The organism is Synechococcus sp. CCAP 1479/9 (assembly GCF_019038535.1).
Taxonomy (GTDB): Bacteria; Cyanobacteriota; Cyanobacteriia; order PCC-6307; family Cyanobiaceae; genus Cyanobium.
Map to the genome: position 1 here is coordinate 32,786 of NZ_JAFKRK010000028.1, position 23,943 is coordinate 56,728.

A 23,943-nucleotide genomic window follows, 5' to 3' on the forward strand; every position below is an offset into this window, starting at 1 on the left:
CGAGATCAGCAGCAACCTTATCGGGCCTCCCAGGGCAGGGGCGACCGGCGCCGGGGGGCCGCGGCGCCGGAATCGGCCGCCGACCTACCTAAAGTTGTTGCAGCACTCAATGGGTGCCACCCCCTTCTCCCGATCCCCGCCCCCGAGGCCGAGCCCATGGTCGAGACGCTGCTCAAGTCCACCACCCGCCACATCCGGCTGTTCACGGCGCGGGTCGAGAACAACGACCTCATCCCTGACCCGGATCAGCTCACCCTCGACATCGATCCCGACAACGAGTTCCTCTGGGACGAGCCGGCCCTCGAGAAGGTGCGCGCCCGGTTCCGGGAGCTGGTGGCGGCCCAGGCCGGCCAGGAACTGAGCGACTACAGCCTGCGCCGCATCGGCTCCGAGCTCGAGGGGCTGGTGCGTCAGATGCTCCAGGCCGGTGAACTCAGCTACAACCCCGAGGCCCGGGTTCTGAACTACTCGATGGGCCTGCCCCGCAGCCCGGAAACCCTGTGACCCGCTCCCGCAGCAGCGCCGGCCGCCCGGAACCGGGCGGCTATGCGCCCCGACCCGACCGCACCGACCCCCGCTACGACCCCCGGGCCGACGCGCGCTCCGGCCGCTACGACGACCGGGCCGATCGCTTCGCCACCGGCTACGACCGCCGGGAGGATCCCCGTTACGGGCCCCAGGGCCGCCGCGGCAGCAACGGTGGCGGCGGCGGCCGGCCCCCCGCCGGCAACGGTGGTGGCGGCGGGGGCGGCGGGCCCAACATCCAGCTGAACGTGGCCACGGTGGCGGTGCTGGCCGGCGTGCTGGTGGTGGGCATCGGCATCGGCAGCGCCGTGACCAGCACCACCCAGGGGAACCAGGGCAACATCGCCAGCGCCCAGCAGCTCGACATGGCGGTGCCCGACCCCGAGTTCTGCAAGCAGTGGGGCGCCAGCGCCTTTGTGATGGACATCGAGCTGTACACCACGATGAACCCGAGCAGCAGCTTCGTGACCCAGCCCACGCTCCAGCCCGGTTGCGTCATCCGCCGGGAGAACTGGTCGGTGCTGCAGAAGGAGGGCGCCGTGACCGCCGAGCAGATGCGCCAGTGCAAGCAGCGCATGAACACCTTCGCCTACATCGGCTCGGTGCGCGACAAACCGATCGTCCGCTGCGTCTACCAGACCGACATCACCGGCAACAAGTTCCAGACCCGCGGAGTCGCCGGCGCCGCCGATGACGCCGTTGGCATCACCCCTGAGGCCGATCAGTTCTGAGGCCGTTGCGCTCGGCCAGCCCCGGCGTGGTCTGCACCTGACGCAGGGGGCTGTCCGGGCTGGCGAACACCGGCAGCACCTCGCGGCGGAAAGCGTCGGCGGCCCTTGAGCAGTAGCGGGCCGGGTGGGTGATCAGCTTCAGCTGGCGCCGCACCATCAGGTCGGCCACCTGGGGCCGGTGCAGGGTGCCGGCGGCCAGCTCCCGCTCGATCGACACCACCGGCAGGAACGCCGCCCCCAGGCCCGCCTGAACGGCGTTCTTGATGGCCTCGAAGGAGTTGAGCTCCATCTCGATCTTGAGCCGCTGCACGTCGAGCTTGGAGCGGCTGAGCAGCTGGTCCACCATCTTGCGGGTGGTGGACTGGGCATCGAGACAGACGAAGCCGAGGCGGTAGAGATCGTCCTTGGTGAGCTCCGGCAGGCGGGAGAGCGGGTGCTTGGGGGGCAGCACCAGGGCCAGTTCGTCGTTGGCGTAGGGCACCACCTGCAGCAGGTCATTGAGATCCGCCGGCAGCTCGCCGCCGATGATCGCCAGGTCGATCTGCCCGTTGGCCACGCTCCAGCCGGTGCGGCGGGTGCTGTGCACCTGCAGCTGCACCGCCACGTCCGGGTACTTCTGGCGGAACAGGCCGATCATCCGGGGCATCAGATAGGTGCCCGTCGTCTGGCTGGCCCCCACCACCAGGGAGCCGCCGCGCAGATTGTGGAGATCGTCGAGGGCCCGGCAGGCCTCCTGGCACTGGCTCAGGATCCGGTCGCAGTAGCTGAGCAGCAGGTGGCCGGCCTCGGTGAGCTGGGCCTTGCGGCCGCCGCGGTCGAACAGGGAGACGTCGAGCTGCTTCTCCAGGTTCTGGATCTGCAGACTCACCGCCGGCTGGGTGACGTAGAGGCTGTCGGCCGCCTTCTTGAAGCTGCCCTCACTGGCGATGGCGCGCAGGATGCGCAGCTGGTCGAGGGTGAAAGGCAGATCTGCCATGGGTCGGGGAGGCCGCGGGGGGACCGTTCGCCGGAGCCGGCAGGCCGTGCGGAACTCTAGGGGGCTCTCCCGGTGGCAAGAATCGGCCTGTCACATCCGCTCCAGGACGCCGCATCCCCATGGCCTCGCTTCCCCTGCTGACCGCGGGCCCCCAGCACAGCAGCGTGGTGATGCTGGCCCTGCTGGTGCTCTTCGCCCTGATCCACAGCGGCGGGGCCTCCCTGAGGGTCTGGGGGGAGGAGCGGATCGGGGCCCGGCTCTGGCGCCTGCTGTTCGCCGGGCTCAGCATTCCCTCGGCGGTGGTGGTGGTGGGGTACTTTCTCGCCCACCGTTACGACGGGGTCAGGCTCTGGAACCTGCAGGACCAGCCCTGGGTGGTGCCGCTGGTCTGGACCGGCACGGCCATCAGCTTCCTGTTCCTGTATCCCGCCACCTACAACCTGCTCGAGATCCCGGCGGTGCTGAAGCCCCAGGTGCGTCTGTACGCCACGGGGATCATCCGGGTGAGCCGCCATCCCCAGGCCGTGGGCCAGGTGCTCTGGTGCGCCACCCACCTGCTCTGGATCGGCACCAGCTTCACCCTGGTGGCCTGCGTGGGGCTGATCGGCCACCACCTGTTCGCCGTCTGGAACGGGGACCGGCGCCTGCGCCACCGCTTCGGCGCCGCCTTCGAGGAGCTGCGGGCCTCCACGTCGGTGCTGCCCTTCGCCGCCGTGCTGGACGGCCGCCAGACGCTGGTGGCGGCGGAATTCCTGCGGCCCTCCCAGCTGGGGATCGCCATCGCCATCGGCGTGTTCTGGTGGGCCCACCGCTGGATCGGCCTCGGCGCCACCACCTTCTCGCGCACGGCCCTCGCCCACTGGCTGGGCTGAAGCGCCCACCAGCCGGCGGGGGTCGATGGGCAGGCCACCACAGAGGCGGAGCCAGGCCGACGGGCCTGCCTAAACTCGCGCCAACAGAGCCCCCAGGATGCCCGCCGCTTCCGAACTTGCCTGGCTGATCCCGGTGCTTCCCCTGCTGGGGGCCTGCCTCACCGGGCTGGGGCTGATCACGTTCAACCGCACCGTCAACCGCCTGCGCAAGCCGGTGGCCCTGCTGCTGATCACCAGCGTGGGCATGGCCGCGGTGCTGAGCTTCGCGATCCTGGCCGAGCAGCTGGCCGGAGCCGGCGCCACGGAGGTGCTCTTCGACTGGGCCGGCGCCGGCACCTTCCACCTGCAGATGGGCTTCCGCGTCGACGCCCTCGGGGCGGTGATGCTGTCGCTGGTCACCACCATCGCCCTGCTGGTGATGGTCTATTCCGACGGCTACATGGCCCACGACAAGGGCTATGTCCGCTTCTTCACCTATCTGGCCCTGTTCAGCAGCTCGATGCTGGGGCTGGTGATCAGCCCCAACCTGCTCGAGATCTACGTCTTCTGGGAGCTGGTGGGCATGTGCTCCTACCTGCTCGTCGGCTTCTGGTACGACCGTGACGCCGCCGCCAACGCCGCCCAGAAGGCCTTCGTGGTCAACCGGGTCGGCGACTTCGGCCTGCTGCTGGGGATCCTGGGCCTGTTCTGGGCCACCGGCAGCTTCGGCTTCGAGGAGATCGGTGAACGGCTCTCGGCCGCGGTCGCCGGTGGCGGCCTGCCCACCGGTGTGGCCGTGCTGCTCTGCCTGCTGGTGTTCATGGGCCCGATGGCCAAGTCGGCCCAGTTCCCCCTCCATGTGTGGCTGCCCGACGCCATGGAGGGCCCCACCCCCATCTCGGCCCTGATCCACGCCGCCACCATGGTGGCGGCCGGCGTCTTCCTGGTGGCCCGGCTGCAGCCGGTCTACGAGCCCTTTCCCCAGGTGCAGCTGGTGATCGCCGTGATCGGCACCATCACCCTGTTCCTGGGGGCCTCGATCGCCCTCACCCAGATGGATCTGAAGAAGGGGCTGGCCTACAGCACCGTCTCCCAGCTCGGCTACATGATGCTGGCCATGGGCTGCGGCGCCCCGGTGGCGGGCATGTTCCACCTGGTCACCCACGCCTTCTTCAAGGCGATGCTGTTCCTGGGCTCCGGCTCGGTGATCCACGCCATGGAGGAGGTGGTGGGCCACGAGCCGGTGCTGGCCCAGGACATGCGCCTGATGGGCGGCCTGCGCCAATACATGCCGATCACCTCCGCCACCTTCCTGATCGGCTGCATTGCGATCAGCGGCATCCCCCCCCTGGCGGGTTTCTGGAGCAAGGACGAGATCCTCGGCCAGGCCTTCAACAGCTTCCCGCTGCTCTGGGCCATGGGCTTCCTGACCGCCGGGATGACCGCCTTCTACATGTTCCGCCTCTACTTCCTCACCTTCGAGGGCTCCTTCCGCGGCCAGGATGCCGGCATCCGCGCCCAGCTGCTGAGCGCCGCCGGCCAGCCCTCCGGCGGATCCACCGACGACGACCACCACGCCCACGCCAGCCATCCCCACGAATCGGGCTGGCAGATGGCGGCCCCCCTGGTGGTGCTGGCGGTCCCGTCGGTGCTGATCGGCCTGCTCGGCACCCCCTGGAACAGCCGCTTCGGCAACCTCGTCGATCCCGTCGAGGCCGCCGAGGTGGCCAAGGAGTTCAGCTGGGGTGAGTTCCTGCCCCTGGCGGGCGCCTCGGTGGCCATCTCCAGCCTCGGCATCGGCCTGGCGGTGCTCGCCTACGCCCTGCACCGTATCGACCTGGGCTCCGCCGTGGCGGGTCGCTTCCCGGCCATCAACCGGTTCCTGGCCAACAAGTGGTACCTCGATGCCATCAACGAGAAGCTGTTCGTGCAGGGCAGCCGCCGCCTGGCCCGCCAGGTGCTCGATGTCGACTCCAAGGTGGTGGACGGGGTGGTCAACCTCACCGGCCTGCTCACCCTGGGCAGCGGCGAGGGCCTGAAGTACTTCGAGACCGGCCGGGTCCAGTTCTATGCCCTGATCGTCTTCGGCGGCGTCATCGGCCTGGTGCTCCTGTTCAGCGCCTTCGGCTGAGTCCCTCTGTGTGTGACAACGCCCATCCGGTGGGTATGTCGGAGGCAGGGATTTCTACACTCCGGCCAGATGGACAGCACCGTTTCTGTGCCCTTTCCCTGGCTGAGCACCGCGATTCTGTTCCCGATCGGCGCCGCTCTGCTGATCCCCTTCGTGCCCGACAAGGGCGATGGCAAGCAGGTCCGTTGGTACGCCCTCGGCGTCGCCCTCATCACCTTCCTGGTGACCGTGGCGGCCTACCTGCGCGGCTATGACCCGGCCGATCCCGACCTGCAGCTGGTGGAGCGGGTGCAGTGGCTGCCCGATCTGGGGCTGGCCTGGTCTGTGGGGGCCGACGGCCTCTCCATGCCGCTGATCCTGCTCACCAGCTTCATCACCTCCCTGGCCTGCCTGGCGGCCTGGCCGGTCACCTTCAAGCCCAAGCTCTTCTACTTCCTGCTCCTGGCCATGGACGGCGGCCAGATCGCCGTGTTCGCCGTGCAGGACATGCTCCTGTTCTTCCTGGCCTGGGAGCTGGAACTGCTGCCGGTGTACCTGCTGCTCGCCATCTGGGGCGGCAAGAAGCGCCAGTACGCCGCCACCAAGTTCATCCTCTACACCGCCGGCAGCTCCCTGTTCATCCTCCTGGCGGGCCTGGCGATGGCCTTCTACGGCGGCGGCGCCCCGAGCTTCGAGTACACCGTCCTGGCGGCCAAGGAGTTCGGCACGGGCTTCCAGGTGCTCTGCTACGCCGCCCTGCTGATCGCCTTCGGCGTCAAGCTGCCGGTGGTGCCCCTGCACACCTGGCTGCCCGATGCCCACGGTGAGGCCACCGCGCCGGTGCACATGCTGCTGGCGGGCATCCTGCTGAAGATGGGCGGCTACGCGCTGCTGCGCTTCAACGTGCAGCTGCTGCCCGAGGCCCACGTCCAGTTCGCCCCCCTGCTGGTGATCCTGGGGGTGGTCAACATCATCTACGCCGCCCTCACCTCCTTCGCCCAGCGCAACCTCAAGCGCAAGATCGCCTACAGCTCGATCAGCCACATGGGCTTCGTGCTGATCGGCATCGGCAGCTTCAGCGCCCTGGGCACCAGCGGCGCCATGCTCCAGATGATCAGCCACGGCCTGATCGGGGCCAGCCTGTTCTTCCTGGTGGGGGCCACCTACGACCGCACCCACACCCTCCAGCTCGACGAGATGGGTGGGGTGGGCCAGAAGATGCGCAAGATGTTCGCCCTCTGGACTGTCTGCTCCCTGGCCTCCCTCGCCCTGCCGGGCATGAGCGGTTTCGTCTCCGAGCTGATGGTGTTCGTGGGCTTCGCCACCAGTGAGGCCTACAGCCTCAGCTTCCGGATCGTCATCGCCGTCCTGGCGGCCATCGGCGTGATCCTCACCCCCATCTACCTGCTGTCGATGCTGCGGGAGATCTTCTTCGGCAAGGAGAACCCCGAGCTGGCCTCCCACACCCACCTGGTCGACGCCGAGCCGCGGGAGATCTACGTGATCTCCTGCCTGCTGGTGCCGATCATCGGCATCGGCCTCTACCCGCGCCTGGTCACCGACAGCTACCAGGCCGCGATCGAAGCCCTGGTGGAGCGGGAGTCCGTCGCCCTGGTGAAGGTGGGCCGTGCCCCGGTCCCGGCGGTGATGGCGACCGGCGCCTTCGGCCACCTGCCGCCGGCCCTGCTGCACGCCCCGGCCCTCGGCTGAGCCCAGGCCTTCGTCTGGGCCCCGTCCCCGCCACGGCGGGGGGCCGGTTGGGGGCCGGTTACGAAACCCTGCGCAGGCCCGGGGCCATGGCGCCATCCTCCGGGGAGGATGCCTACGCTCCTCCATCGCACAGCGAGGGTCTCCATGCGGCAGATCAACTTCCTTCTGATCTTCAGCTTCGGCTTGGCCACGGTGATGTTCACCCTGGAGAACACCACGGCCACCACGGTGCATTTCCTGCCGGGCGTGAGCGCCACCCTGCCGCTGGCGGCCCTGCTGCTGGTGGTGGGCGGTCTCGGTGCCACCGCCGCCTGGATCTACGCCGTCTGGAGCGGCGTTGTGAAGAAGGTGGAAACCCTGCAGACCGCCGGCGAAGCGGAGGCCCAGCAGGTGAGGATCAGCGAGCTGGAGAACGATCTGCGCCGCTACCGGGCCACCGTGGATGCCCAGCTGGGGCTGCTGCCGGCCGCCGGCGAGAGCTCGGCGTCGTCCCGTGATGAGGGGGGCGACGGCAGCCTCTCGCTGGCCGCCGACTAGGCCCTGGGGCCGGTTCGGTCATCACCGCGACTGGTGCCATCGGGCCGCAGCCGGTAGCTTGCCCAGGGACGGCACCCTCCGAGCAGGACATCGCGCGTGGCAGAAGCGGGCGCCAGACTCGCCATCCGGTTGCTCCAGGACGCGGCCGAACGGGGCGATATCGATCCCTGGGACGTCGATGTGATCGCCGTCGTCGACGGTTTCCTCGACCAGCTGCGCCAGCGCATCGAGCTGCCCAGGCGCCTGGCCCCCCAGGGAGGGAGCTACGAACGGGATCTGGCCGAGTCCAGCGAGGCCTTCCTGGCCGCCTCGGTGCTGGTGGGGCTCAAGGCGGAACTGCTGGAATCGGCCACCTTCCCGCCCGAGCCCCTGCTGGAGGACCCCTTCGCCGCCGAGGACGACGGCGGCTGGGACCCCGCCGCCGTGGCCTTGCCGCGGCGGCCCGAACGGCACCTGCAGCGCCGGCCGGTGGCGCCACCCCCGCTGCAGCGACCCGTCACCCTGGGGGAACTGATCCGCCAGCTGGAGGACATCGCCGAGCGGCTCGAGCAGGAGGGTGGGGAAGGGCGGCACAGGCCCCGCGCCCGCCGTTACAGCGAACGGGCGGCGATCGCCCAGGTGGCCTCCCTGGCCCACCGGGAGAAACTGCCGGAGACCACCGCCGCCCTGAGCCGCTTCCTGGTGGCGTGGGAGCCCACCGCCGAAGCCCTCGCGTGGGTGACCTTCGACGCCCTGGTGGGCGCCTGGGCGGAGGCCCTGGCCAGCCCCCCCGCTGGCTCTGCGGAGGATGCCGATCTGGACAGCGACCGGGTGGGGGTGTTCTGGGCCCTGCTGTTCCTCTCCTCCCAGGGCAAGGTGGAACTGGCCCAGGAGGGCGGCCTCTACGGTCCCCTCAGCCTGCGCCGCCGCGGGGAGGAGCGGGTCGAAGCGCTCAGCCTGCCGCGGCTGCCGGGGCAGGGGTCAGATAGGGGGCCGGCTCTGGAGGCAGTGGCCGCCTGAGTTTTCTCCGTAGGGTGGCACTTCACCTCCGACCTGAAACGACGCCGATGAAGGCGATGATCCTGGCGGCAGGCAAGGGAACAAGGGTGCGTCCGATCACGCACACAACGCCCAAGCCGATGATCCCGATCCTCCAGAAACCCGTGATGGAGTTTCTGCTCGAGTTGCTCCGGGAGCACGGTTTCAACGAAATCATGGTCAATGTCTCCCACCTTTCGGAGGAGATCGAGAACTACTTTCGCGACGGCCAGCGCTTCGATGTCCAGATCGCCTACAGCTTCGAAGGACGCATCAAGGACGGTGAGCTGATCGGCGAAGCCATGGGTTCGGCCGGTGGCCTGAAGAAGATCCAGGACTTCCAGTCCTTCTTCGATGACACCTTCGTGGTGCTCTGCGGCGATGCCCTCATCGATCTCGACCTCACGGAAGCCGTGCGGCGACACCGCGAGAAGGGGGCCATGGCCAGCCTGATCACCAAACGGGTGCCCCGCGACCAGGTGAGCAGTTACGGGGTGGTGGTGACCGACGAAGCCGGCCGGGTGCTGTCCTTCCAGGAGAAGCCGTCGGTGGAAGAGGCCGCCAGCGACATGATCAACACCGGCATCTACATCTTCGAGCCGAAAGTCCTCGACTTCATCCCCAGCGGCGAACCCTTCGACATCGCCGCCGACCTGTTTCCCAGGCTGGTGGAATCCGGGGCCCCCTTCTACGCCCTGCCCATGGAGTTCGAGTGGGTCGACATCGGCAAGGTGCCGGATTACTGGCAGGCGATCCGCAGCGTGCTGCAGGGGGATGTACGCCAGGTGCAGATTCCCGGCAAGCAGGTCCGCCCTGGCATTTATGCAGGCCTCAACGTGGCGGCCGACTGGGACCAGATCCACGTCGAAGGGCCGATCTTCGTGGGCGGCATGACCCGCATCGAAAACGGCGTCACGATCATCGGGCCGGCCATGATCGGGCCGAGCTGCCACATCTGCGAAGGGGCCACGATCGACAACTCGATCATCTTCGATTACTCCCGGATCGGCCCCGGAGTCCAGCTCGTCGAGAAGCTGGTCTACGGCCGCTACTGCGTCGACCGCAACGGCGACCACTTCGATCTCCAGGAGGCCGCCCTCGACTGGCTGATCACCGATTCGCGCCGCCAGGACGTGGGCACCCCCTCACCGCAGCAGAAGGCCATGGCCGAGCTGCTGGGCACCGACCTCGCCGCCAGCGGCGCCCCCTAGGCCCGCCAGCCGCAGGATCTGGGGGATGCGGTGTTCGGCCTTGATGGCCATCAGATGCACCCCCTGGGCGATGGAGCTGTAGGCGGCCACCTGTTCGGCGGCGATCGCCACGCCCTCCGCCGCTGGATCGGCCGCGCCGGCGAGGCGGTCGATCAGGGACTGGGGGATGCAGGCCCCCGGCACGACGCGGTTGATGAACTGGGCATTGCGGGCCGACTTGAGCAGAAACACCCCGGCCAGCACCGGCAGCCCGAGGGGGCCGGTGATCTCCTCGACGAAGCGGCGCAGGGCGGCCGCATCCATCACCATCTGGGTCTGGAGGAAGCGGGCGCCCGCCTCCTGCTTGCGCCGCACCCTGGAGAGAAGCCCACTCCAGCTCGGCGACTGGGGATCGGCGGCGGCGCCAGGGAAGAGGGCCGTGGCCCCATCCGGCAGCTCCCCCTTCACCGGATCCTCGCCGGCGTTGAGGCCCCGCACCAGCTGCAGCAGCCGCACCGCCTCCAGCTCGTTCACCGCCCGGACCCCAGGCTGATCGCCGGCCCGCACCGGGTCACCGGTGAGGCAGAGCAGGTTGCGGATGCCGAGGGCATGGGCGCCGAGCAGATCGGCCTGCAAGGCGATGCGGTTGCGGTCGCGGCATGTCATCTGCAGCACCGGCTCGATGCCGGCCTCCAGCAGCAGACGGCACACCGCCAGGCTGCTCATCCGCATCACGGCCCGGCTGCCATCGGTGACGTTGACCGCATGCACCAGACCCCGCAGCGCCGTCGCCGCCTCGAGGGTGCGCGTGGCATCGCCCCCCCGGGGCGGTGTCACCTCCGCCGTCACGGCGAACCGACCGTCCGCCAGGGCCTGTCGAAGCTGCAACGGCCATCTCCAAGACAGGGGCATCATGGAGCAGCCGCTGCCTAGAGTGAAACAGCCCTCGCCGAGGAGCCGATGGCTGAGCGCAGGTCCATGGCGGCTTCCAGCTCACCGTCCCCATCCCCGTCCCTGGAGCGGCCCATGGTGCATCCACACAGCGAGTTATCTGAGCGGGAAATCGAGATCATCGAGCTGGTGGCCACCGGACTGACCAATCTCGAGATCGCCGGCCAGCTCACCATCAGCAAGCGCACGGTCGACAACCACGTCAGCAACATCTTCACCAAGACCGGCGCCAAGAACCGGGTGGCCCTGCTGAACTGGGCGATGGACCACGGCAAGATCTGCCGTGACGGATTCAACTGCTGCGCCCTGCCCCCTGACGACGGCACCGGCCCCGGCTGAGCGGCGGCGCTCGGGTCCTCAGTCGGGCCCTCCGTGGGCCTGGGCCAGCAGGGCCTTCCGGTCGGCCTCCGGCCACATCGCCAGGGGGCGGTGGGCCAGGGCGGCATTGCTGAGCTCGCGGCGGCCGGTGATCTCCAGGGCGCACCAGGGGGGAACGGCCACCGGCCCGTCGGCGCGCTCCAGTTCCACCTCCGCCACCACCAGGGGCGCATTGGCCCCCTCGAACACATCCAGAACCCAGTCGCCCCCGGGCAGATCCAGGCCGAAGCGGATCTTGCCGAGCCGATGGTCGCACCGCTCCAGCAGGGCCTCGGCGTCGGCGGCAGGAATCGGATACTCGTACTCCTGCCGGGTCAGGGCCTGACCGGCCGCCGGGATCGGCTCCCCAAGCTCCGGCCCCATCAGGCCCTCGCCGGCGGCCGGCAGCTTGAGGGTGAGAAAGGCCGCCATCGGGCCCTCCGGGGGGCGGGCCAGCCGCACCCGCAGGGTGAGGTCCTCACGGCCGCTGGCCAGATACCCCTGGCGGATCAGGTTCTCTCCCACCGCATGGGGGCGCCACAGCTCGCCGCGGACGAGGAAGCGGCGCTCGATTTCCAGGGCCATGGGTCGGGGGGGCGTGGATGGACGCGGATCAGTTGCGGGACGGCTCGCCGGCGGTGAGGCTGCCGGCCCAGTGGAGCTTGTGGGTGAGGGTGCTGTAGTACGAGGGGCTCTGCTCGAGCTGGAGCATCAGCACCGGATGGCGGCCCCGCTGCAGGACGCAGCGATCCCCGGGTTCCAGCACGGTGGCATGGGCCCCGTCCTTCCAGAGCTTCACCCGGCGGCTGGCCTCCCCCAGGGGCCACACCGACAGCCTGGAGCCGGGGGGCACCACCACCGCCCGGCTGGAGAGACTCATGGGGCAGATCGGCGTGACCACGATCGCTTCGATGCCCGGGTGGAGGATCGGCCCCCCGGCGGCCATCGCGTAACCCGTGGAGCCGGTGGGGGTGGCGATGATCAACCCGTCGCCCCGGTACTGATCCACCACCTCCCCATCGATCTCGAGTTCGAGCATGCAGGTGGGGGAGAGCTCGTCGAGGGCGGGACGGAAGTAGAAGTCGTTGAGGGCCGTGTGGGGGCCGTCGCCCCCCCCGCTGAGGTCGACGTCGGAAGCCCCGTCCCCCTCCTGGGGCACGCCGTCGCCCCGGTCGACCCGGGCCTCCAGCATCATGCGCCGCTCGATCGCGAAGCGGTCGTCGCGCAGGCGCTGCCAGAGGGTGTCGTCCGGATCGTGGCCCGGCTCCCCGTGGCCATCGCCCTGGAGCCTGAGCAGGCGCCGCTCGTGGGTGAGGAAGCCCAGGTGGCCGCCGACGTTGAAGCTGAGCACCGGCACCCCGTAGCTGGCCAGGTGACGGGCTGCGGCCAGCACGGTGCCATCGCCGCCGAGCACCACGGCCAGATCAGGCAGCTCGGCCTCGGTGGCCAGAAGGCCGGGGAAGGGGTTGAGGCCAAGTCCGCTGACGGCGGTGGTGACGCTGGCCCCCTGGGAGCGCAGGTCCTGGGCACAGCGACGGGCCTGGCGCTGGGCAGCCTGGCTGCCCTTGCGAAGGATCAGCCAGACCCTCTCAAGCCGCATGGGCGAAAGCCGGGGACGCTGACACCGCTACCAGCGCAGCAGGTTGAAGCGCTCCATGTCGACGGTTTCGCGGTTGCGATAGAGCGACAGCAGGATGGCCAGACCGACGGCCGCCTCGGCCGCGGCCACGGTGATCACGAAGATCGCGAACACCTGCCCCCGGATCAGCTGACCATCGAGGTAGTTGGAGAAGGCCATCAGGTTGATGTTGACGGCGTTGAGCATCAGCTCGATGCTCATCAGCACCCGCACGGCATTGCGGCTGTTGATCAGCCCCCAGACGCCCACGCAGAACAGCATGGCCGCGACGGCGAGAAAGGCCTCGAGGGGGATCGGGGAGGCGGCGTCGGAGATCATGGCTTGGTGAGCAGGGTGGGGGCGTTGGCGGACGTTTCGATCAGCAGGGGGGTGCGATCCTTCTCGATCAGACCCTGATCGGCCGGTTCACCGGTGATCACGTCGGTGCTGAAGACGTCGCGGCGGGCCAGGACGATGGCCCCGATCATGGCCATCAGCAGCAGCACCGACGCCAGCTCGAAGGGCAGGAGATAGTCGGTGAAGAGGTGCTCGCCGATGCGGATGGTGGCTTCCTCGCCGACCGGCGTGGGACCCGGCAGCGCCCACGGGGTGGTGAACGCCACCCGCAGCAGCAGGGCGAACAGGCCGGCGCAGACGGCGCCGGACAGGAGACGGCGGACCAGCAGCCCGGGGATCGCGGCGAGGGTTTCCTTCTTGTTCACGAGCATGATCGCGAACAGGATCAGGACATTGACCGCCCCGACATAGACGAGGATCTGGGCGGCCGCGACGAAGCTGGCGTTGAGCAGCAGGTAGAGGCCGGCCACCGAGAGGAAGACACCGCCGAGCAGGAAGGCGGAATAGACGATGTTGGGCAGCAGGACAACGCCCAGGGAGCCGATCACCGTGGTGGCCGAGAGCACCAGGAAACAGATCTGCTGGGTGGTGGAGGCGATCGACATCAGGACTCTGCGGTGCTGTCGGAGGGGGCGGCGGCGGGGGACCCACCGCTGGGGACCGGCTGGAGGGTTTCCAGCACCTGGGACGGCAGCTGGCCGGCCCGCGGCTCGCTGGCGGGAACCCCATGGGGATCCATGGCGCCCTTGGGAAGGTAGGCCAGTTCCCGCAGGGCGAACACCGCCGGGTCGGAGGTGACGCTGGTGGGCAGGCGACCGAGGGCGACGTTGTCGTAGTTGAGGCTATGGCGATCGAAGGCCGCCAGCTCGTACTCCTCGGTCATGGAGAGGCAATTGGTGGGGCAGTACTCCACGCAGTTGCCGCAGAAGATGCACACCCCGAAATCGATCGAGTAGTTGCGCAGCTCCTTCTTCTTGGTGGCCTTGTTCATCACCCAGTCCACCACGGGCAGGTTGATCGGGCAGACCCTCACGCACACCTCGCAGGAGATGCACTTGTCGAGCTCGTAGTGGATCCGCCCCCGGTACCGCTCGGAGGGGATCAGCTTCTCGTAGGGGTACTGGACGGTGATCGGCCGCCGGCGCAGGTGATCGAAGGTGACCGCCAGCCCCTGGGTCATCGTCTGGGCCGCGCTCACCGCCTCCCGGGTGTAATCACCGACTTGCTTGAGAAACCCGAACATGGCTGGGGCGAGGGGGTTACGGGATGGGGACCATGATGGCCCCGTGGGGGCCGCTGTGTTGGTATCCGGGGAACGGGTTCAGCCGCCGAAGGCCACCGGGAAGGCCAGCTTGAGGCCGGCGGTGACCAGGAGATTGACCAGGGCGATCGGCAGCAGGAACTTCCAGCCCAGGTCGAGCAGCTGGTCGATCCGGACCCGTGGGGTGGTCCAGCGCAGCAGGATCGCGAAGAACACCAGCAGATAGGCCTTGAGGATCGTGCTGACGATGCCGATGGAGCCGGTGATCACCTGGACCAGGGGGGCGTCGGGGGAGAGGCCCAGCCAGCCGGTGATCCACTCGACGGGCAGCGGGAAGCCCCAGCCGCCCAGGTAGAGCACCGACACCAGCAGGGCCGAGAGCACCAGGTTGATGTAGCTGCCCAGGTAGAAGAGGGCGAACTTCATGCCGGAGTACTCGGTCTGGTAGCCGGCCACCAGCTCCTCCTCCGCCTCCGGAAGGTCAAAGGGCAGGCGCTCGCATTCCGCCAGGGCACAGATCCAGAAGATCACGAAGCCGACGGGCTGACGCCAGATGTTCCAGCTGAAGATGCCGGCCCCGGTCTGCTGGGCGACGATGTCGACGGTGCTCAGGGAGTTGCTCATCATCACCACCGCCAGCACCGCCAGGGCGAGGGGGATCTCGTAGCTGATCGACTGGGCGGCGGCCCGCAGGCCGCCCAGCAGGGAGTACTTGTTGTTGCTGGAGTAGCCGCTCATCAGCAGGCCGATGGGCTGGATGCTGCTCAGGGCGATCCACAGGAAGATGCCCACCCCCACGTTGCTGATCAGCAGGTTCTGGCCGAAGGGCACCACCAGCCAGGACAGGATCACGGGCACCACGACCAGCACCGGGCCGAGGCTGAACAGCACGGCATCGGCCCGGGCCGGGATGATGTCCTCCTTGAAGACGAGCTTGAGGCCATCGGCCAGGGGCTGGAGCACCCCCAGGGCGCCGGCGTACTCAGGGCCGATGCGCTGCTGCACCGCCGCCGAGATCTTGCGCTCGAGCCAGACGCTCACCAGCACGCCGACAACGGCCCCCACCAGCACCAGCACCATCGGCAGGGGCAGCCACAGCAGGCGGGCCGCACCGGGGGTGAGGCCCAAGCCTTCTGCGAGGTCGAGGAAGCTCGACTGGAGGTCGAGACCGGGGGGAGCAACGGCGGCACCCAGCAGGCCAGTGGACAGCATCAGAGAACTCCGTTGGTGGGGAACCTAGGGGGAAAAGGGTCAGCCAGTGACTCAGCCAGGAACCGGACGGCTTTCCAGGGGGAGCCAGCCCCGCTCGGTGGGGCCGGTGTAGATCTGCGAGGGACGGTAGATGCGGTTGGCACCCAGTTGTTCCTTCCAGTGGGCCAGCCATCCTGCCGTACGGGCGATGGCGAAGATGGGGGTGAACAGGTCGCGGGGAATACCGAGCTTCCGGTAGACGAGACCGGAGTAGAAGTCGACGTTGGGGTAGATCCCCTTCGGCCCGAGCCGCCGGCCGGCCACCTCCTCCAGCTTGAGGGCCACGTCGTACATGGCGTCGTGGCCGAAGCGCTGGAAGAGCTCCTCCGCCAGGCCCTGCAGGATCACGGCCCGGGGATCCTTGACCCGGTACTCCCGGTGGCCGAAGCCCATGATCTTGTGCTTCTGGGCGATGGCCCGGTCGAGCCAGGGTTCCACCTGGTCGATGCTGCCGATCTGGTCGAGCATGTCGAGCACATCCTCGTTGGCACCGCCGTGCAGGGGGCCGGCCAGGGTGCCCACCGCCGAGGCCACCACCGCGTAGGGGTCGGTGAGGGTGCTGGCCGTGACCCGGGCGCTGAAGGTGCTGGCGTTGAGGCTGTGCTCGGCGTGCAGGATCAGGCAGGCATCGAAGATCCGCGCCGCCAGGGGATCGGGCTCCCGCTCGGTGAGCATGTACAGAAAATTGGCCGAGTAGGCCAGGTCGTCCCGGGGCTGGATCGGGTCCTGGCCCTTCCGGATCAGCTGGAACGCCGCCACCATCGTCGGGATCTTGGCGATCAGGCGCACCACCGCGTCGACGATGTACTGCGGGTCGTAGAGGGCGCGGCGGGAATAGAAGAGCCCCAGGGAGGCCGCACTGGCCTGCAGGGCATCCATCGGATGACCCGTGGCCGGGAAGCACTTCATCATGTCGCGGATGCGGAAGCTGAGCCGCCGGTGCATCTGCACCTCCTGCTCGAACTCCCGCAGCTGGAAGATGGTGGGCAGCTCACCCCAGATCAGCAGGTAGGCAGTTTCGAGAAAGCTGCTGTGGCTCGCCAGCTGCTCGATCGGGTAGCCCCGGTAGGTGAGCAGGCCCCGCTGGCCTTCGATGTCGCACACCGCCGACTGAGTGGCCGGCACCCCTTCCAGACCCGGGCGGAACGTGGGCATGGCCGGCGCCTGGGGCGATGGAGAGGGAGGGGTGCCCTGAGGGTCGTTGGCCTCTGGGGTGCTCACCGCCGCCATGCCGAATCCTGTGGATGGGACGAACTTAGGCGCAGGAACGGGCTTTTGCCGTAGCGCCGGCTGCCGGCTCAGGGGCGGGGCAGCCAGAGCTTCGGCCGCACCAGCCATTCCAGACGGGCGGTGCCGGCCAGCGCCGCCCCGGCCGGCACCGCGGGCAGGCGCAGCAGGGCCAGGCCCGCCTTGCGCAGGGTGATGGCCCCGGGCGGCGCCCCCAGGAGGCGGGCCGCCAGCAGCCCCAGGTCCGGTTCATGGCCCACCAGCAACAGCCGGAAAGGCGCCGCCCCGTCCCCCTCCGCCTGGGTCCGCCAGGCCGGCAGCAGGGGCAGGGGGTCACCCCCCGGCTCCAGGGCCTGGGCCAGCTCCAGGGCTGGGGCCAGCCCGGCCTCGCGGGCGATCTCCCCGGTCTGGCGGGCGCGGGCCAGGGGGCTGGAGAGCAGGCGATCGGCCCGCAGCCCCAGGCCGGCGGCCCGCTCCAGCACGGCCCGGGTGCGGGCCCGGCCGGCGGCGGTGAGTTCCCGCTCGGCGTCGACGCGGTCAGGGCTGCGCTCCTCGGCGATGCCATGGCGCAGCAGCAGCAGTTCCCAGCCCAGGGACGCCATGGTCAGGCGTCCCCGAAGTCGAGACGGGCGTCCACCGCCAGCACCCCGGACTCCCCCGTCAGGGCCAGGGCCAGCCCCGCCACCGGGTCACTGAGGGGGCCTCCGGCCAGGGCGGTGAGGCGCTGCCACGGCTGCCAGGAGGCCAGCAGGTCGCGGGCCCGCGGACCATCGAGGGCCCACTGGAGGGCGGCCTCCGGGGCGGCGAGGACCTCCAGCGGGTCCTGGGGGTGGGCGGCGCCCTTCGAGCCTGGTGCGTCGAGGCTCTCCAGCTGCCCCAGGGACTCCCCCCACCAGGCCTGGTCGCCCCGTTGCCAGCGCCAGCCCAGCAGGGGGGCCTGCAGCTGCTCGGCCCTGTCGTCGCGCCGGCCGGTGCCGGCCCGCAGCCGCGTCCAGACCTGAAGCGAGCGGCCCTCCACGTCCAGGGGAGCAGCGATCAGGCCATCGGCCGCCAGGGAGGCCTCGACGGCCGCCGACGCCGGGCGATCGGCCGCCGTGCCGAGCAGCCAGCGATCGCCGCTGGCGGCGGCCAGCAGGGGGCCTGCGTCGGCCCCCAGCACCAGGGCGGGCAGGGGCCCCGCCGCCCCTGCCGCCCCGGCCATGCGGGTCAGCAGCGGCTGCAGCAGGGGAATCGCGTCGATGGCGGCGGGGTCCTGCACCACGGCGAGGCTGGCGGAGGGGCGGTGCAGGGCAGCCCGCAGGGCCCGGCCCAGGTCGCCATCGGCACCGACCTCCGGCAGGGTCGTCTCTGGGGGCAGCTCCAGCAGGCCCGACAGCCGCAGGCTGCGGCCGTCGGGCCGCAGGGCCAGCAGCAGGCCACCGGGCCGCTGGTCGGCCGGGGCCGGCAGCGGCAGCCCCAGCCAGCGCTCCAGGGCATCCGGGGCCGCCTGCACCAGGGCGGCCCCGGTGCCAAGGCGCCGCAGCCCCTCCTGGAAGCCGGGCTGGCCGGCCTGGTTGAGCTCGTCGATCTGGGACACGTCGAGGGCCTGCTCCAGCACCCCCCGTCCCGAGGCGATCAGGACGAGGTCGTCATCCACCAGGGCCGTGGCCAGGGGCATCGGCGTCCGGCCCAGCAGGGCTCCCCGGCCGCTGATCAGACCCAGGCCCCGGTACGTGCTGATCTGGAGATCGGTGCCCGCCAGGCTGCGGGTCTGCCAGAAACGCTGCAGAAAGCGGCGGGCGCCGCCGTCGTCCCGGCTGCCCAGCACCAGCAGCCACCCTCCACGCCGGGTGGCCCCCGCCGCGCCGCCGGTGTCCGCCTCGAACAGGGCCAGGCCCACCGGTGACGCCAGCCAGGAGCTCAGCTCCGTCCCGTAGTCGAGACCGGCCGCGGCGAAGGCCCCGTCGCGCAGCCGGCCGACCGCCTCCGCCGCCTGGCGTCGCTGGCGGGGCGGCGCGACGGCACGGGCATAGTCAAGGGGCTGCTCACCATCGGTGAACAGGTGGAGGCTGAAGGGGGCGTCCCGGGGCACGAACCGGGCCGCCCGGGGCACCTCCAGCGGCAGCCGCTGGAGACGCAGGGCACTGCGCTGCCACACCAGCCACCAGCCACCGAACCCCAGACCGAGCACCACCAGCACCAGCGCCAGCAGCACCGCCAGGAATGGGCGGGCCTTCATCTGTTCTCAGCAGGATGGGACCATCCTGACGCCACCCCCCCTCCGACGCCCGCCATGGACGAGCCGACCCGCCCGGGCACTCCCCGCACCCTTTCCGCCGCGGAGCTGCAGCGGCGCCTGGCGGAGGGGGAACCGCTCCGGATCGTGGACGTGCGGGAGGACGGCGAACTGGCCCTGGCCACGTTGCCGCTCCCGTTTGTGCATCTCCCGCTGAGCCGTCACCGCGAATGGCTGCCGGACCTGGAGGACCGCCTGGACCGCCAACAGCCGGTGGTGGTGCTCTGCCATGCGGGCATCCGCAGCTGGGACTTCGCCTGCTGGCTGATTCAGGAGAAGGGCTACGGCGATGTCTGGAATCTGAAGGGGGGCATCGATGCCTGGAGCCGGGAGGTGGATCCCCAGGTTCCCCGTTACTGAGTCCCCGCCCCGGGGCGGTCGGCGGGACCACCGCACCTAGGATCAACCTTCTGTTTATCTTTTCAACTTTTCCCCCATTCCTTGGACACGCTGCCGCGCCGACAACAGGAGGTCCTCCGGGCCACGGTGCGGCACTACGTGGACACCGTCGAACCCGTGGGCAGCCACACGCTGGTGCGGCGCTTCGGCCTGCCGGCCAGCCCCGCCACGGTGCGGACGGCCATGGGGGCCCTGGAACAGCGCGGCCTGCTGACCCAGCCCCACACCTCCGCCGGCCGCATCCCCAGCCAGCGGGGCTACCGCCTCTACGTCGACCAGCTGCTGCCGGCCCCGGGGGCCGCCGCCCTGCAGCTGGAGCGTGAGCTGGCCGGGATCAGCCTGCAGTGGGCCGCCCTCGATGACCTGCTGCTGCACCTGGCCCGCCGCCTGGCGGATCTCACCGGCCTGCTCAGCCTGATCACCCGCCCCCAGCGGCCCAGCCCCCTGCTGCAGGCCGTGCGGCTCGTGCCCAGCGGCGACCGGCTGCTGGTGTTTCTCGTCCAGGGGCCCGACTTCAGCACCAGCCTCAACCTGCGCCTCGGCGCCGGCCTGGAGGAGGAGCTGCCGATCCTGGAGCGCTGGAGCAACGAGCAGCTCCGCGCCGGTGGCGACGGCCGCATCCCCTGGGAGCGGCTGCCGGCGGAACTGCGCCGCAGCGGCGGTCTGCTGCGCCAGGCCCTCGACAGCCACGGCCGCATCCGCAGCGAGGAGCTCGATGCCGTGGTGGCCGCCGGCCTGGGCGGCCTGCTGGCCCAGCCCGAATTCCGCCACAGCTCCAGCGTGCTGCCCGTGGTGCAGCTGGTGGAGCACGGCCCCCGCACCCTGCTCGGGATCACCGGCGCCCAGGACCCGCTCGCGACCGAAGCGATCTGGATCGGCACGGAGCATCCCCATGCGGCCCTCGGCCAGTGCGCGGTGGTGCAGGCCACCTACCGCACCGGGCACGGCGGCCGCGGCCAGGTGGGCCTGGTGGGGCCGATGCGCATGGCCTACGCCACCGCCCGCGCCGCGGTCCAGTCGGTGGCCTCGATCCTGGAGAGGCTGCTCAGCTGATGACCTACTGCCTCGGCTTCCTCCTCCACAGCGGCCTGGTGTTCGCCTCCGACTCCCGCACCAATGCGGGCGTCGACTACATCTCCAGCTACAGCAAGATGCACGTGCTGGCCCCGGCCCCCGACCGGCTGTTCGTGCTGATGGCGGCGGGCAATCTGGGCACCACCCAGGCGGTGCTCAACCGGATCCGCCGTGACATCGAGAACCATGGCGCCGGCCCCAGCCCTCAGTGGACCCGCCAGGACGACCCGCCGGCCGGGCCGAGCATGCTCACGGCCCGCTACCTGTTCGAGGTGGCCGACTACATCGGCCGGCTCAACGTGATGGTCCAGAAGGAGTTCAATCCCAACCTGCGCCAGGCGGGCGCCAGCGGCGAGGCCAGCTTCATCCTCGGCGGCCAGATCGCCGGCCAGCCCCATGGGCTCTACATGATCTACCCCCAGGGGAACGCGATCATGGCCACCGACGACACGCCCTTCCTGCAGATCGGCGAGACCAAGTACGGCAAGCCTCCCCTCGATTACATCGGCCGCCCGGACCTCTCCCTGGAGGATGCGGCGCGCCTCTGCCTGGTGTCGGAGATCGTCACCCGGCGCTCCAATCTGACCGTGGGGCCACCCTTCGAGATCGCCATGGTCCCCCGCGACGCCTTCAAGGTGAGCCGGCACCTGAAGCTCGAGAAGGAGGCACCGGAGATCCAGCACACCATGGACGTGTGGGCCCGCCACATGCAGGAGGGGCTCCACAAGCTGCCCCGCTTCCCCTGGGAGCACGACCCCCTCTGAGGGCCTAGCCCGCCAGGCCGTCGCCCAGCTTCTCCGCCACGGTGTTGACATCCTTGTCGCCGCGGCCCGAGAGATTGAGCACCACTTCGGTGCCGGGGGCGAGGGTGGGACAGAGGGACTCCAGCCAGGCGAAGGCATGGGCCGTCTCCAGCGCCGGGATGATGCCCTCCAGTTCGCTCACCCGCTGCAGGGCCTCGAGGGCCTGGGCATCGGTGACGGCGGCGTACTCGGCCCGGCCGATCTGGCGCAGATAGCTGTGCTCCGGGCCCACGCCCGGGTAGTCGAGGCCGGCGCTGATCGAATGGGCCTCCTGCACCTGGCCTTCGTCGTCCTGCAGCAGCAGGCTCATGGCGCCGTGCAGCACCCCCACCCGGCCTTCGGTGATGGTGGCGGCATGGCGACCGGTGGCCACGCCCTCCCCGGCCGCCTCCACCCCGATCAGACGCACGGAGGTGTCCTGGACGAAGGGATGGAACAGGCCCATGGCATTGGAGCCGCCGCCCACACAGGCGATCAGCACATCCGGTAGCCGGCCGAAGGCCTCCAGGCACTGGGTCCGGGCCTCCTGGCCGATCACGGCATGGAAATCCCGCACCAACATCGGGTAGGGGTGCGGGCCGGCCACCGAACCGAGGATGTAGTGGGTGCTCTCCACGTTGGTGACCCAGTCGCGGATGGCTTCGCTGGTGGCGTCCTTGAGGGTGGCGGTGCCGGCGGTGACGGGCTGGACCGTGGCCCCCAGCAGCCGCATCCGGAACACGTTCAGGGCCTGGCGGCGCATGTCCTCGGCGCCCATGTAGATGACGCACTCCAGCCCGAAGCGGGCGCAGACCGTGGCCGTGGCCACCCCGTGCTGGCCGGCGCCGGTTTCGGCGATGATCCGCTTCTTGCCCATGCGCAGCGCCAGCAGGGCCTGGCCCAGGGCGTTGTTGATCTTGTGGGCGCCGGTGTGGTTGAGGTCCTCGCGCTTCAGCCACAGGCGCGGACCGCCCTCCGGGCGGGCGTAGTGGGCCGTGAGCCGCTCGGCCTCATAGAGGGGGGTGGGCCGGCCCACGTAGGTTCGCAGCAGGTGATTCAGCCGGGCGGTGAAGGCGGGATCGGCCCAGGCTTCGGCCGCGGCCGCCTCCAGCTCCGCCAGGGCGGGCATCAGCGTTTCCGGGACGTACTGCCCGCCGAAGGGGCCGAAACGGCCCAGTCCATCCGGGCGGACCGACGGCTGCAGCTCGGCAGGATCGGCGCTGCGGGTTGGGGCGGTGCTGGTCACCGGCGCTGCGCGAGGGGAGATAATTCACCTTAGGGAGCCGCCACCCAGGGCGGCAGCGGCGGAGCGGAGATCCGGTTGCCACCGGAGAACCATCCGCCCGAACTGCTGCCGACCGCGTCGCCCACGAACGTCAGAGATGCTTCCCGCCGACTACCTGACTTCCCTGCCTCTGGCGGAACGCCTGTATCGACAGCAGCCCGATCTGGCCGGCCGGATCTATTCCGGGCCTGTGCTCGATTTCCTGCGGGATGGGGTGGTGATCTTTCCTCAGGCACTGGGCCCTGAGCTCCTCGATCGGATGGACCGCGACCTCGAGGCCCTGCCGGGTCTGGCCCGCACATCACTGCTGCACGGCATGATCGGCATCGATGGCAAGGAGGAGCATTACGACGCCCGGGTTCTGCGCAATCTGCCCCGGCTCGGCATCACCGATCTCCGTGAGGCCCCCCCGGGGCTGAAGCTCAACGACCTGCACCGCTACTTCGAGGCGGCCCGCTCGCTGGCCTTCGCCGATCCCATCATCCAGTTCCTCGATGAGCTGTTCGGATCGGCGCCGGGGCTGATCCAGTCGCTCACCTTCTGGAAGAGCAGCGAGCAGTCCCTACACCAGGACTTCTCCTACGTGCATCACCACAGCCGGCTGGGCCACCTGGCCGCCGCCTGGATCCCCCTGGAGGACATCAGCGATCAGGCCGGACCGCTCGTCTACTACAAGGGATCCCATCTGTTGACGAACGATCAGTTCTACGACTGGGGCGGGGGGGGGATCCTGGCCAGTCGCGACGGCGACCCCCGGACGGCGGCGGGTTACGGCCCTTACCTGGAGGCCCTGATCGAAGCCCAGGGCTGGACCCCGAGCATCTACCTGCCGCGGCGCGGCGATGTGCTGATCTGGCACGGGGCCCTGATCCACGGCGGCACCCCGATGGGGGACCCCGCCCTCACCCGCCGCTCCTACGTCTGTCACTACACGGCCGCCGCCAACCACAAGGCCATGGCCCGGCACCGCGTCGGTGACGGCTACGACTTCTCCGAACCCCCCACCCTGCCCGAGACGATGCGCCCCAGGTCCCTGCCCACCCGGCTGGTCGCCGCCGCCGGCCGCCGCCTCAAGCGACTGATCGCTGGAGGGCCCAACCGTGCCTAAGGGGGTCTGGCGGGAGTTCAGCGGGCCGGACAGCCTGCAGCGGCCCGAGGCCGCGTCGGCGCCGACGCCCAGGGGGCTCCAGAAGGTGCGGGTGCAGCGCACCCGGGCCGGCAAGGGGGGGAAGCTGGTCACCACCATCACGGGGCTGGAGGCTCCCGAGGCCGAGGCGCGCCAGCTGCTCAAGCAGCTCAAGGCCACCGCCGGCACCGGCGGCACCCTCAAGGACGGGGTGATCGAACTGCAGGGGGACCACGTCGCGGCGGCCCTGGCCGCCCTGGAGAAGGACGGCTACCGGCCAAAGCAGGCGGGGGGGTAGGGGAGAATGCGGCCCGAAGCCCCCGCCCCGTTTCC

The 23,943-nt window shown here is 70.0% G+C and carries 26 protein-coding genes; 14 read left to right on the plus strand and 12 right to left on the minus strand.

Features of this window, described 5'->3' with window-relative positions; translation table 11 throughout:
• Nucleotides 1–156: 156 nt before the first annotated feature.
• Together KUG38_RS12260 and KUG38_RS12265 are read left to right on the plus strand one after the other, a co-directional pair.
• Complete coding sequence (locus tag KUG38_RS12260; protein ID WP_216922044.1) at nt 157–504, plus strand: NAD(P)H-quinone oxidoreductase subunit M; 348 nt, start codon at nt 157–159, stop codon at nt 502–504.
• Nucleotides 501–1,256, plus strand: coding sequence for a DUF3172 domain-containing protein (locus tag KUG38_RS12265; RefSeq protein WP_216922048.1), 756 nt, complete (start codon nt 501–503; stop codon nt 1,254–1,256). The genes KUG38_RS12260 and KUG38_RS12265 overlap by 4 nt, the downstream gene beginning before the upstream one ends.
• On the opposite strand, the gene KUG38_RS12270 is transcribed toward KUG38_RS12265, so the two are convergent.
• The gene (locus KUG38_RS12270; RefSeq protein WP_216922051.1) at nt 1,231–2,232 is read right to left on the minus strand and encodes a LysR family transcriptional regulator; all 1,002 of its coding nucleotides are present in this window, start codon (nt 2,230–2,232) and stop codon (nt 1,231–1,233) included. The genes KUG38_RS12265 and KUG38_RS12270 overlap by 26 nt on opposite strands.
• 119 nt (nt 2,233–2,351) lie before the next feature.
• Here KUG38_RS12270 and KUG38_RS12275 point away from each other — a divergent pair, with 119 nt between their 5' ends.
• The 6 genes from KUG38_RS12275 to KUG38_RS12300 all read left to right on the plus strand — a co-directional run bounded on the left by KUG38_RS12275 (nt 2,352) and on the right by KUG38_RS12300 (nt 9,668).
• Nucleotides 2,352–3,104: an NnrU family protein gene (locus KUG38_RS12275; protein ID WP_190610496.1), complete on the plus strand. Its 753-nt coding sequence runs from the start codon at nt 2,352–2,354 to the stop codon at nt 3,102–3,104.
• A 97-nt stretch (nt 3,105–3,201) separates the two neighbouring features.
• Nucleotides 3,202–5,214, plus strand: a complete 2,013-nt coding sequence (locus tag KUG38_RS12280) for an NAD(P)H-quinone oxidoreductase subunit 5 (protein WP_216922054.1) — start codon at nt 3,202–3,204, stop codon at nt 5,212–5,214.
• 69 nt (nt 5,215–5,283) lie between these two features.
• Nucleotides 5,284–6,903 carry an NAD(P)H-quinone oxidoreductase subunit 4 gene (locus tag KUG38_RS12285; RefSeq protein ID WP_216922057.1) on the plus strand — a complete coding sequence of 540 codons (1,620 nt, stop codon included), beginning with the start codon at nt 5,284–5,286 and terminating at the stop codon, nt 6,901–6,903.
• Between the two features lie 144 nt (nt 6,904–7,047).
• On the plus strand, nt 7,048–7,440 hold the full coding sequence (locus KUG38_RS12290) for a lipopolysaccharide assembly protein LapA domain-containing protein (protein WP_216922060.1): 393 nt from the start codon (nt 7,048–7,050) through the stop codon (nt 7,438–7,440).
• Nucleotides 7,441–7,536: 96 nt separating this feature from the next.
• Nucleotides 7,537–8,439 carry a segregation/condensation protein A gene (locus tag KUG38_RS12295; protein WP_216922062.1) on the plus strand — a complete coding sequence of 301 codons (903 nt, stop codon included), beginning with the start codon at nt 7,537–7,539 and terminating at the stop codon, nt 8,437–8,439.
• A 47-nt stretch (nt 8,440–8,486) separates the two neighbouring features.
• Nucleotides 8,487–9,668: a nucleotidyltransferase family protein gene (locus KUG38_RS12300; RefSeq protein ID WP_216922066.1), complete on the plus strand. Its 1,182-nt coding sequence runs from the start codon at nt 8,487–8,489 to the stop codon at nt 9,666–9,668.
• Here the strand turns inward: KUG38_RS12300 and KUG38_RS12305 are convergent.
• Nucleotides 9,603–10,559, minus strand: a complete 957-nt coding sequence (locus KUG38_RS12305; RefSeq protein ID WP_502988699.1) for a methylenetetrahydrofolate reductase — start codon at nt 10,557–10,559, stop codon at nt 9,603–9,605. The two genes, KUG38_RS12300 and KUG38_RS12305, sit on opposite strands and share 66 nt — an antisense overlap.
• A 114-nt stretch (nt 10,560–10,673) precedes the next feature.
• On the opposite strand from KUG38_RS12305, the gene pedR reads away from it, so the two are divergent.
• Nucleotides 10,674–10,937 (plus strand): photosynthetic electron transport-dependent transcriptional regulator PedR, encoded by a 264-nt coding sequence (gene pedR, locus KUG38_RS12310; RefSeq protein WP_216922071.1) that lies wholly within the window; start codon nt 10,674–10,676, stop codon nt 10,935–10,937.
• 18 nt (nt 10,938–10,955) lie between these two features.
• Here pedR and KUG38_RS12315 read toward each other — a convergent pair whose 3' ends face one another.
• The 9 genes from KUG38_RS12315 to KUG38_RS12355 form a co-directional block, all read right to left on the minus strand.
• On the minus strand, nt 10,956–11,540 hold the full coding sequence (locus tag KUG38_RS12315; protein ID WP_216922073.1) for a CYTH domain-containing protein: 585 nt from the start codon (nt 11,538–11,540) through the stop codon (nt 10,956–10,958).
• A gap of 28 nt (nt 11,541–11,568) precedes the next feature.
• Nucleotides 11,569–12,555 carry an NAD(+) kinase gene (locus tag KUG38_RS12320; RefSeq protein ID WP_216922075.1) on the minus strand — a complete coding sequence of 329 codons (987 nt, stop codon included), beginning with the start codon at nt 12,553–12,555 and terminating at the stop codon, nt 11,569–11,571.
• 27 nt (nt 12,556–12,582) lie between these two features.
• A complete protein-coding gene (gene nuoK / locus KUG38_RS12325) occupies nt 12,583–12,912 on the minus strand; it encodes an NADH-quinone oxidoreductase subunit NuoK (protein ID WP_015110403.1) in 330 nt (109 codons plus the stop codon).
• Nucleotides 12,909–13,535, minus strand: a complete 627-nt coding sequence (locus tag KUG38_RS12330; protein ID WP_094586744.1) for an NADH-quinone oxidoreductase subunit J — start codon at nt 13,533–13,535, stop codon at nt 12,909–12,911. The genes nuoK and KUG38_RS12330 overlap by 4 nt, the downstream gene beginning before the upstream one ends.
• On the minus strand, nt 13,535–14,173 hold the full coding sequence (ndhI, locus tag KUG38_RS12335; RefSeq protein WP_015110401.1) for an NAD(P)H-quinone oxidoreductase subunit I: 639 nt from the start codon (nt 14,171–14,173) through the stop codon (nt 13,535–13,537). Before ndhI ends, KUG38_RS12330 begins: the two co-directional genes overlap by 1 nt.
• Before the next feature lie 78 nt (nt 14,174–14,251).
• The gene (gene nuoH / locus KUG38_RS12340) at nt 14,252–15,403 is read right to left on the minus strand and encodes an NADH-quinone oxidoreductase subunit NuoH (protein WP_216922078.1); all 1,152 of its coding nucleotides are present in this window, start codon (nt 15,401–15,403) and stop codon (nt 14,252–14,254) included.
• Nucleotides 15,404–15,454: 51 nt separating this feature from the next.
• A complete protein-coding gene (locus KUG38_RS12345) occupies nt 15,455–16,597 on the minus strand; it encodes a citrate synthase (RefSeq protein WP_216922082.1) in 1,143 nt (380 codons plus the stop codon).
• 143 nt (nt 16,598–16,740) lie between these two features.
• Complete coding sequence (sixA, locus tag KUG38_RS12350; RefSeq protein ID WP_216922085.1) at nt 16,741–17,271, minus strand: phosphohistidine phosphatase SixA; 531 nt, start codon at nt 17,269–17,271, stop codon at nt 16,741–16,743.
• Between the two features lie 2 nt (nt 17,272–17,273).
• Complete coding sequence (locus KUG38_RS12355) at nt 17,274–18,887, minus strand: DUF3352 domain-containing protein (RefSeq protein WP_216922088.1); 1,614 nt, start codon at nt 18,885–18,887, stop codon at nt 17,274–17,276.
• Between the two features lie 54 nt (nt 18,888–18,941).
• Between KUG38_RS12355 and KUG38_RS12360 the strand changes: the two genes are divergently transcribed.
• The 3 genes from KUG38_RS12360 to KUG38_RS12370 all read left to right on the plus strand — a co-directional run bounded on the left by KUG38_RS12360 (nt 18,942) and on the right by KUG38_RS12370 (nt 21,181).
• The gene (locus KUG38_RS12360) at nt 18,942–19,304 is read left to right on the plus strand and encodes a rhodanese-like domain-containing protein (RefSeq protein WP_216922091.1); all 363 of its coding nucleotides are present in this window, start codon (nt 18,942–18,944) and stop codon (nt 19,302–19,304) included.
• A gap of 81 nt (nt 19,305–19,385) precedes the next feature.
• The gene (locus KUG38_RS12365) at nt 19,386–20,396 is read left to right on the plus strand and encodes an HrcA family transcriptional regulator (protein WP_216922094.1); all 1,011 of its coding nucleotides are present in this window, start codon (nt 19,386–19,388) and stop codon (nt 20,394–20,396) included.
• On the plus strand, nt 20,396–21,181 hold the full coding sequence (locus KUG38_RS12370) for a proteasome-type protease (protein WP_094587418.1): 786 nt from the start codon (nt 20,396–20,398) through the stop codon (nt 21,179–21,181). The genes KUG38_RS12365 and KUG38_RS12370 overlap by 1 nt, the downstream gene beginning before the upstream one ends.
• 4 nt (nt 21,182–21,185) lie before the next feature.
• Here the strand turns inward: KUG38_RS12370 and trpB are convergent, their stop codons facing one another.
• A complete protein-coding gene (trpB, locus tag KUG38_RS12375) occupies nt 21,186–22,445 on the minus strand; it encodes a tryptophan synthase subunit beta (protein WP_216916225.1) in 1,260 nt (419 codons plus the stop codon).
• Nucleotides 22,446–22,581: 136 nt separating this feature from the next.
• Here trpB and KUG38_RS12380 point away from each other — a divergent pair, with 136 nt between their 5' ends.
• Together KUG38_RS12380 and KUG38_RS12385 are read left to right on the plus strand one after the other, a co-directional pair.
• Nucleotides 22,582–23,592 (plus strand): phytanoyl-CoA dioxygenase family protein, encoded by a 1,011-nt coding sequence (locus tag KUG38_RS12380; RefSeq protein ID WP_216922095.1) that lies wholly within the window; start codon nt 22,582–22,584, stop codon nt 23,590–23,592.
• The gene (locus tag KUG38_RS12385; RefSeq protein ID WP_216922098.1) at nt 23,585–23,908 is read left to right on the plus strand and encodes a translation initiation factor; all 324 of its coding nucleotides are present in this window, start codon (nt 23,585–23,587) and stop codon (nt 23,906–23,908) included. Before KUG38_RS12380 ends, KUG38_RS12385 begins: the two co-directional genes overlap by 8 nt.
• Nucleotides 23,909–23,943: the final 35 nt, after the last annotated feature.

Coding starts and splice junctions, on each gene's coding strand:
- nuoK (WP_015110403.1), bottom strand. CDS start 12,912: ATGATCTCCGACGCCGCCTCCCCGATCCCCCTCGAGGCCTTTCTCGCC.
- KUG38_RS12270 (WP_216922051.1), bottom strand. CDS start 2,232: ATGGCAGATCTGCCTTTCACCCTCGACCAGCTGCGCATCCTGCGCGCC.
- KUG38_RS12320 (WP_216922075.1), bottom strand. CDS start 12,555: ATGCGGCTTGAGAGGGTCTGGCTGATCCTTCGCAAGGGCAGCCAGGCT.
- KUG38_RS12360 (WP_216922091.1), top strand. CDS start 18,942: ATGGACGAGCCGACCCGCCCGGGCACTCCCCGCACCCTTTCCGCCGCG.
- KUG38_RS12330 (WP_094586744.1), bottom strand. CDS start 13,535: ATGTCGATCGCCTCCACCACCCAGCAGATCTGTTTCCTGGTGCTCTCG.
- KUG38_RS12280 (WP_216922054.1), top strand. CDS start 3,202: ATGCCCGCCGCTTCCGAACTTGCCTGGCTGATCCCGGTGCTTCCCCTG.
- KUG38_RS12300 (WP_216922066.1), top strand. CDS start 8,487: ATGAAGGCGATGATCCTGGCGGCAGGCAAGGGAACAAGGGTGCGTCCG.
- KUG38_RS12305 (WP_502988699.1), bottom strand. CDS start 10,559: ATGCCCCTGTCTTGGAGATGGCCGTTGCAGCTTCGACAGGCCCTGGCG.
- KUG38_RS12285 (WP_216922057.1), top strand. CDS start 5,284: ATGGACAGCACCGTTTCTGTGCCCTTTCCCTGGCTGAGCACCGCGATT.
- ndhI (WP_015110401.1), bottom strand. CDS start 14,173: ATGTTCGGGTTTCTCAAGCAAGTCGGTGATTACACCCGGGAGGCGGTG.
- KUG38_RS12345 (WP_216922082.1), bottom strand. CDS start 16,597: ATGCCCACGTTCCGCCCGGGTCTGGAAGGGGTGCCGGCCACTCAGTCG.
- KUG38_RS12315 (WP_216922073.1), bottom strand. CDS start 11,540: ATGGCCCTGGAAATCGAGCGCCGCTTCCTCGTCCGCGGCGAGCTGTGG.
- KUG38_RS12275 (WP_190610496.1), top strand. CDS start 2,352: ATGGCCTCGCTTCCCCTGCTGACCGCGGGCCCCCAGCACAGCAGCGTG.
- pedR (WP_216922071.1), top strand. CDS start 10,674: ATGGTGCATCCACACAGCGAGTTATCTGAGCGGGAAATCGAGATCATC.
- KUG38_RS12380 (WP_216922095.1), top strand. CDS start 22,582: ATGCTTCCCGCCGACTACCTGACTTCCCTGCCTCTGGCGGAACGCCTG.
- sixA (WP_216922085.1), bottom strand. CDS start 17,271: ATGGCGTCCCTGGGCTGGGAACTGCTGCTGCTGCGCCATGGCATCGCC.
- nuoH (WP_216922078.1), bottom strand. CDS start 15,403: ATGCTGTCCACTGGCCTGCTGGGTGCCGCCGTTGCTCCCCCCGGTCTC.
- KUG38_RS12355 (WP_216922088.1), bottom strand. CDS start 18,887: ATGAAGGCCCGCCCATTCCTGGCGGTGCTGCTGGCGCTGGTGCTGGTG.
- KUG38_RS12290 (WP_216922060.1), top strand. CDS start 7,048: ATGCGGCAGATCAACTTCCTTCTGATCTTCAGCTTCGGCTTGGCCACG.
- KUG38_RS12370 (WP_094587418.1), top strand. CDS start 20,396: ATGACCTACTGCCTCGGCTTCCTCCTCCACAGCGGCCTGGTGTTCGCC.
- KUG38_RS12260 (WP_216922044.1), top strand. CDS start 157: ATGGTCGAGACGCTGCTCAAGTCCACCACCCGCCACATCCGGCTGTTC.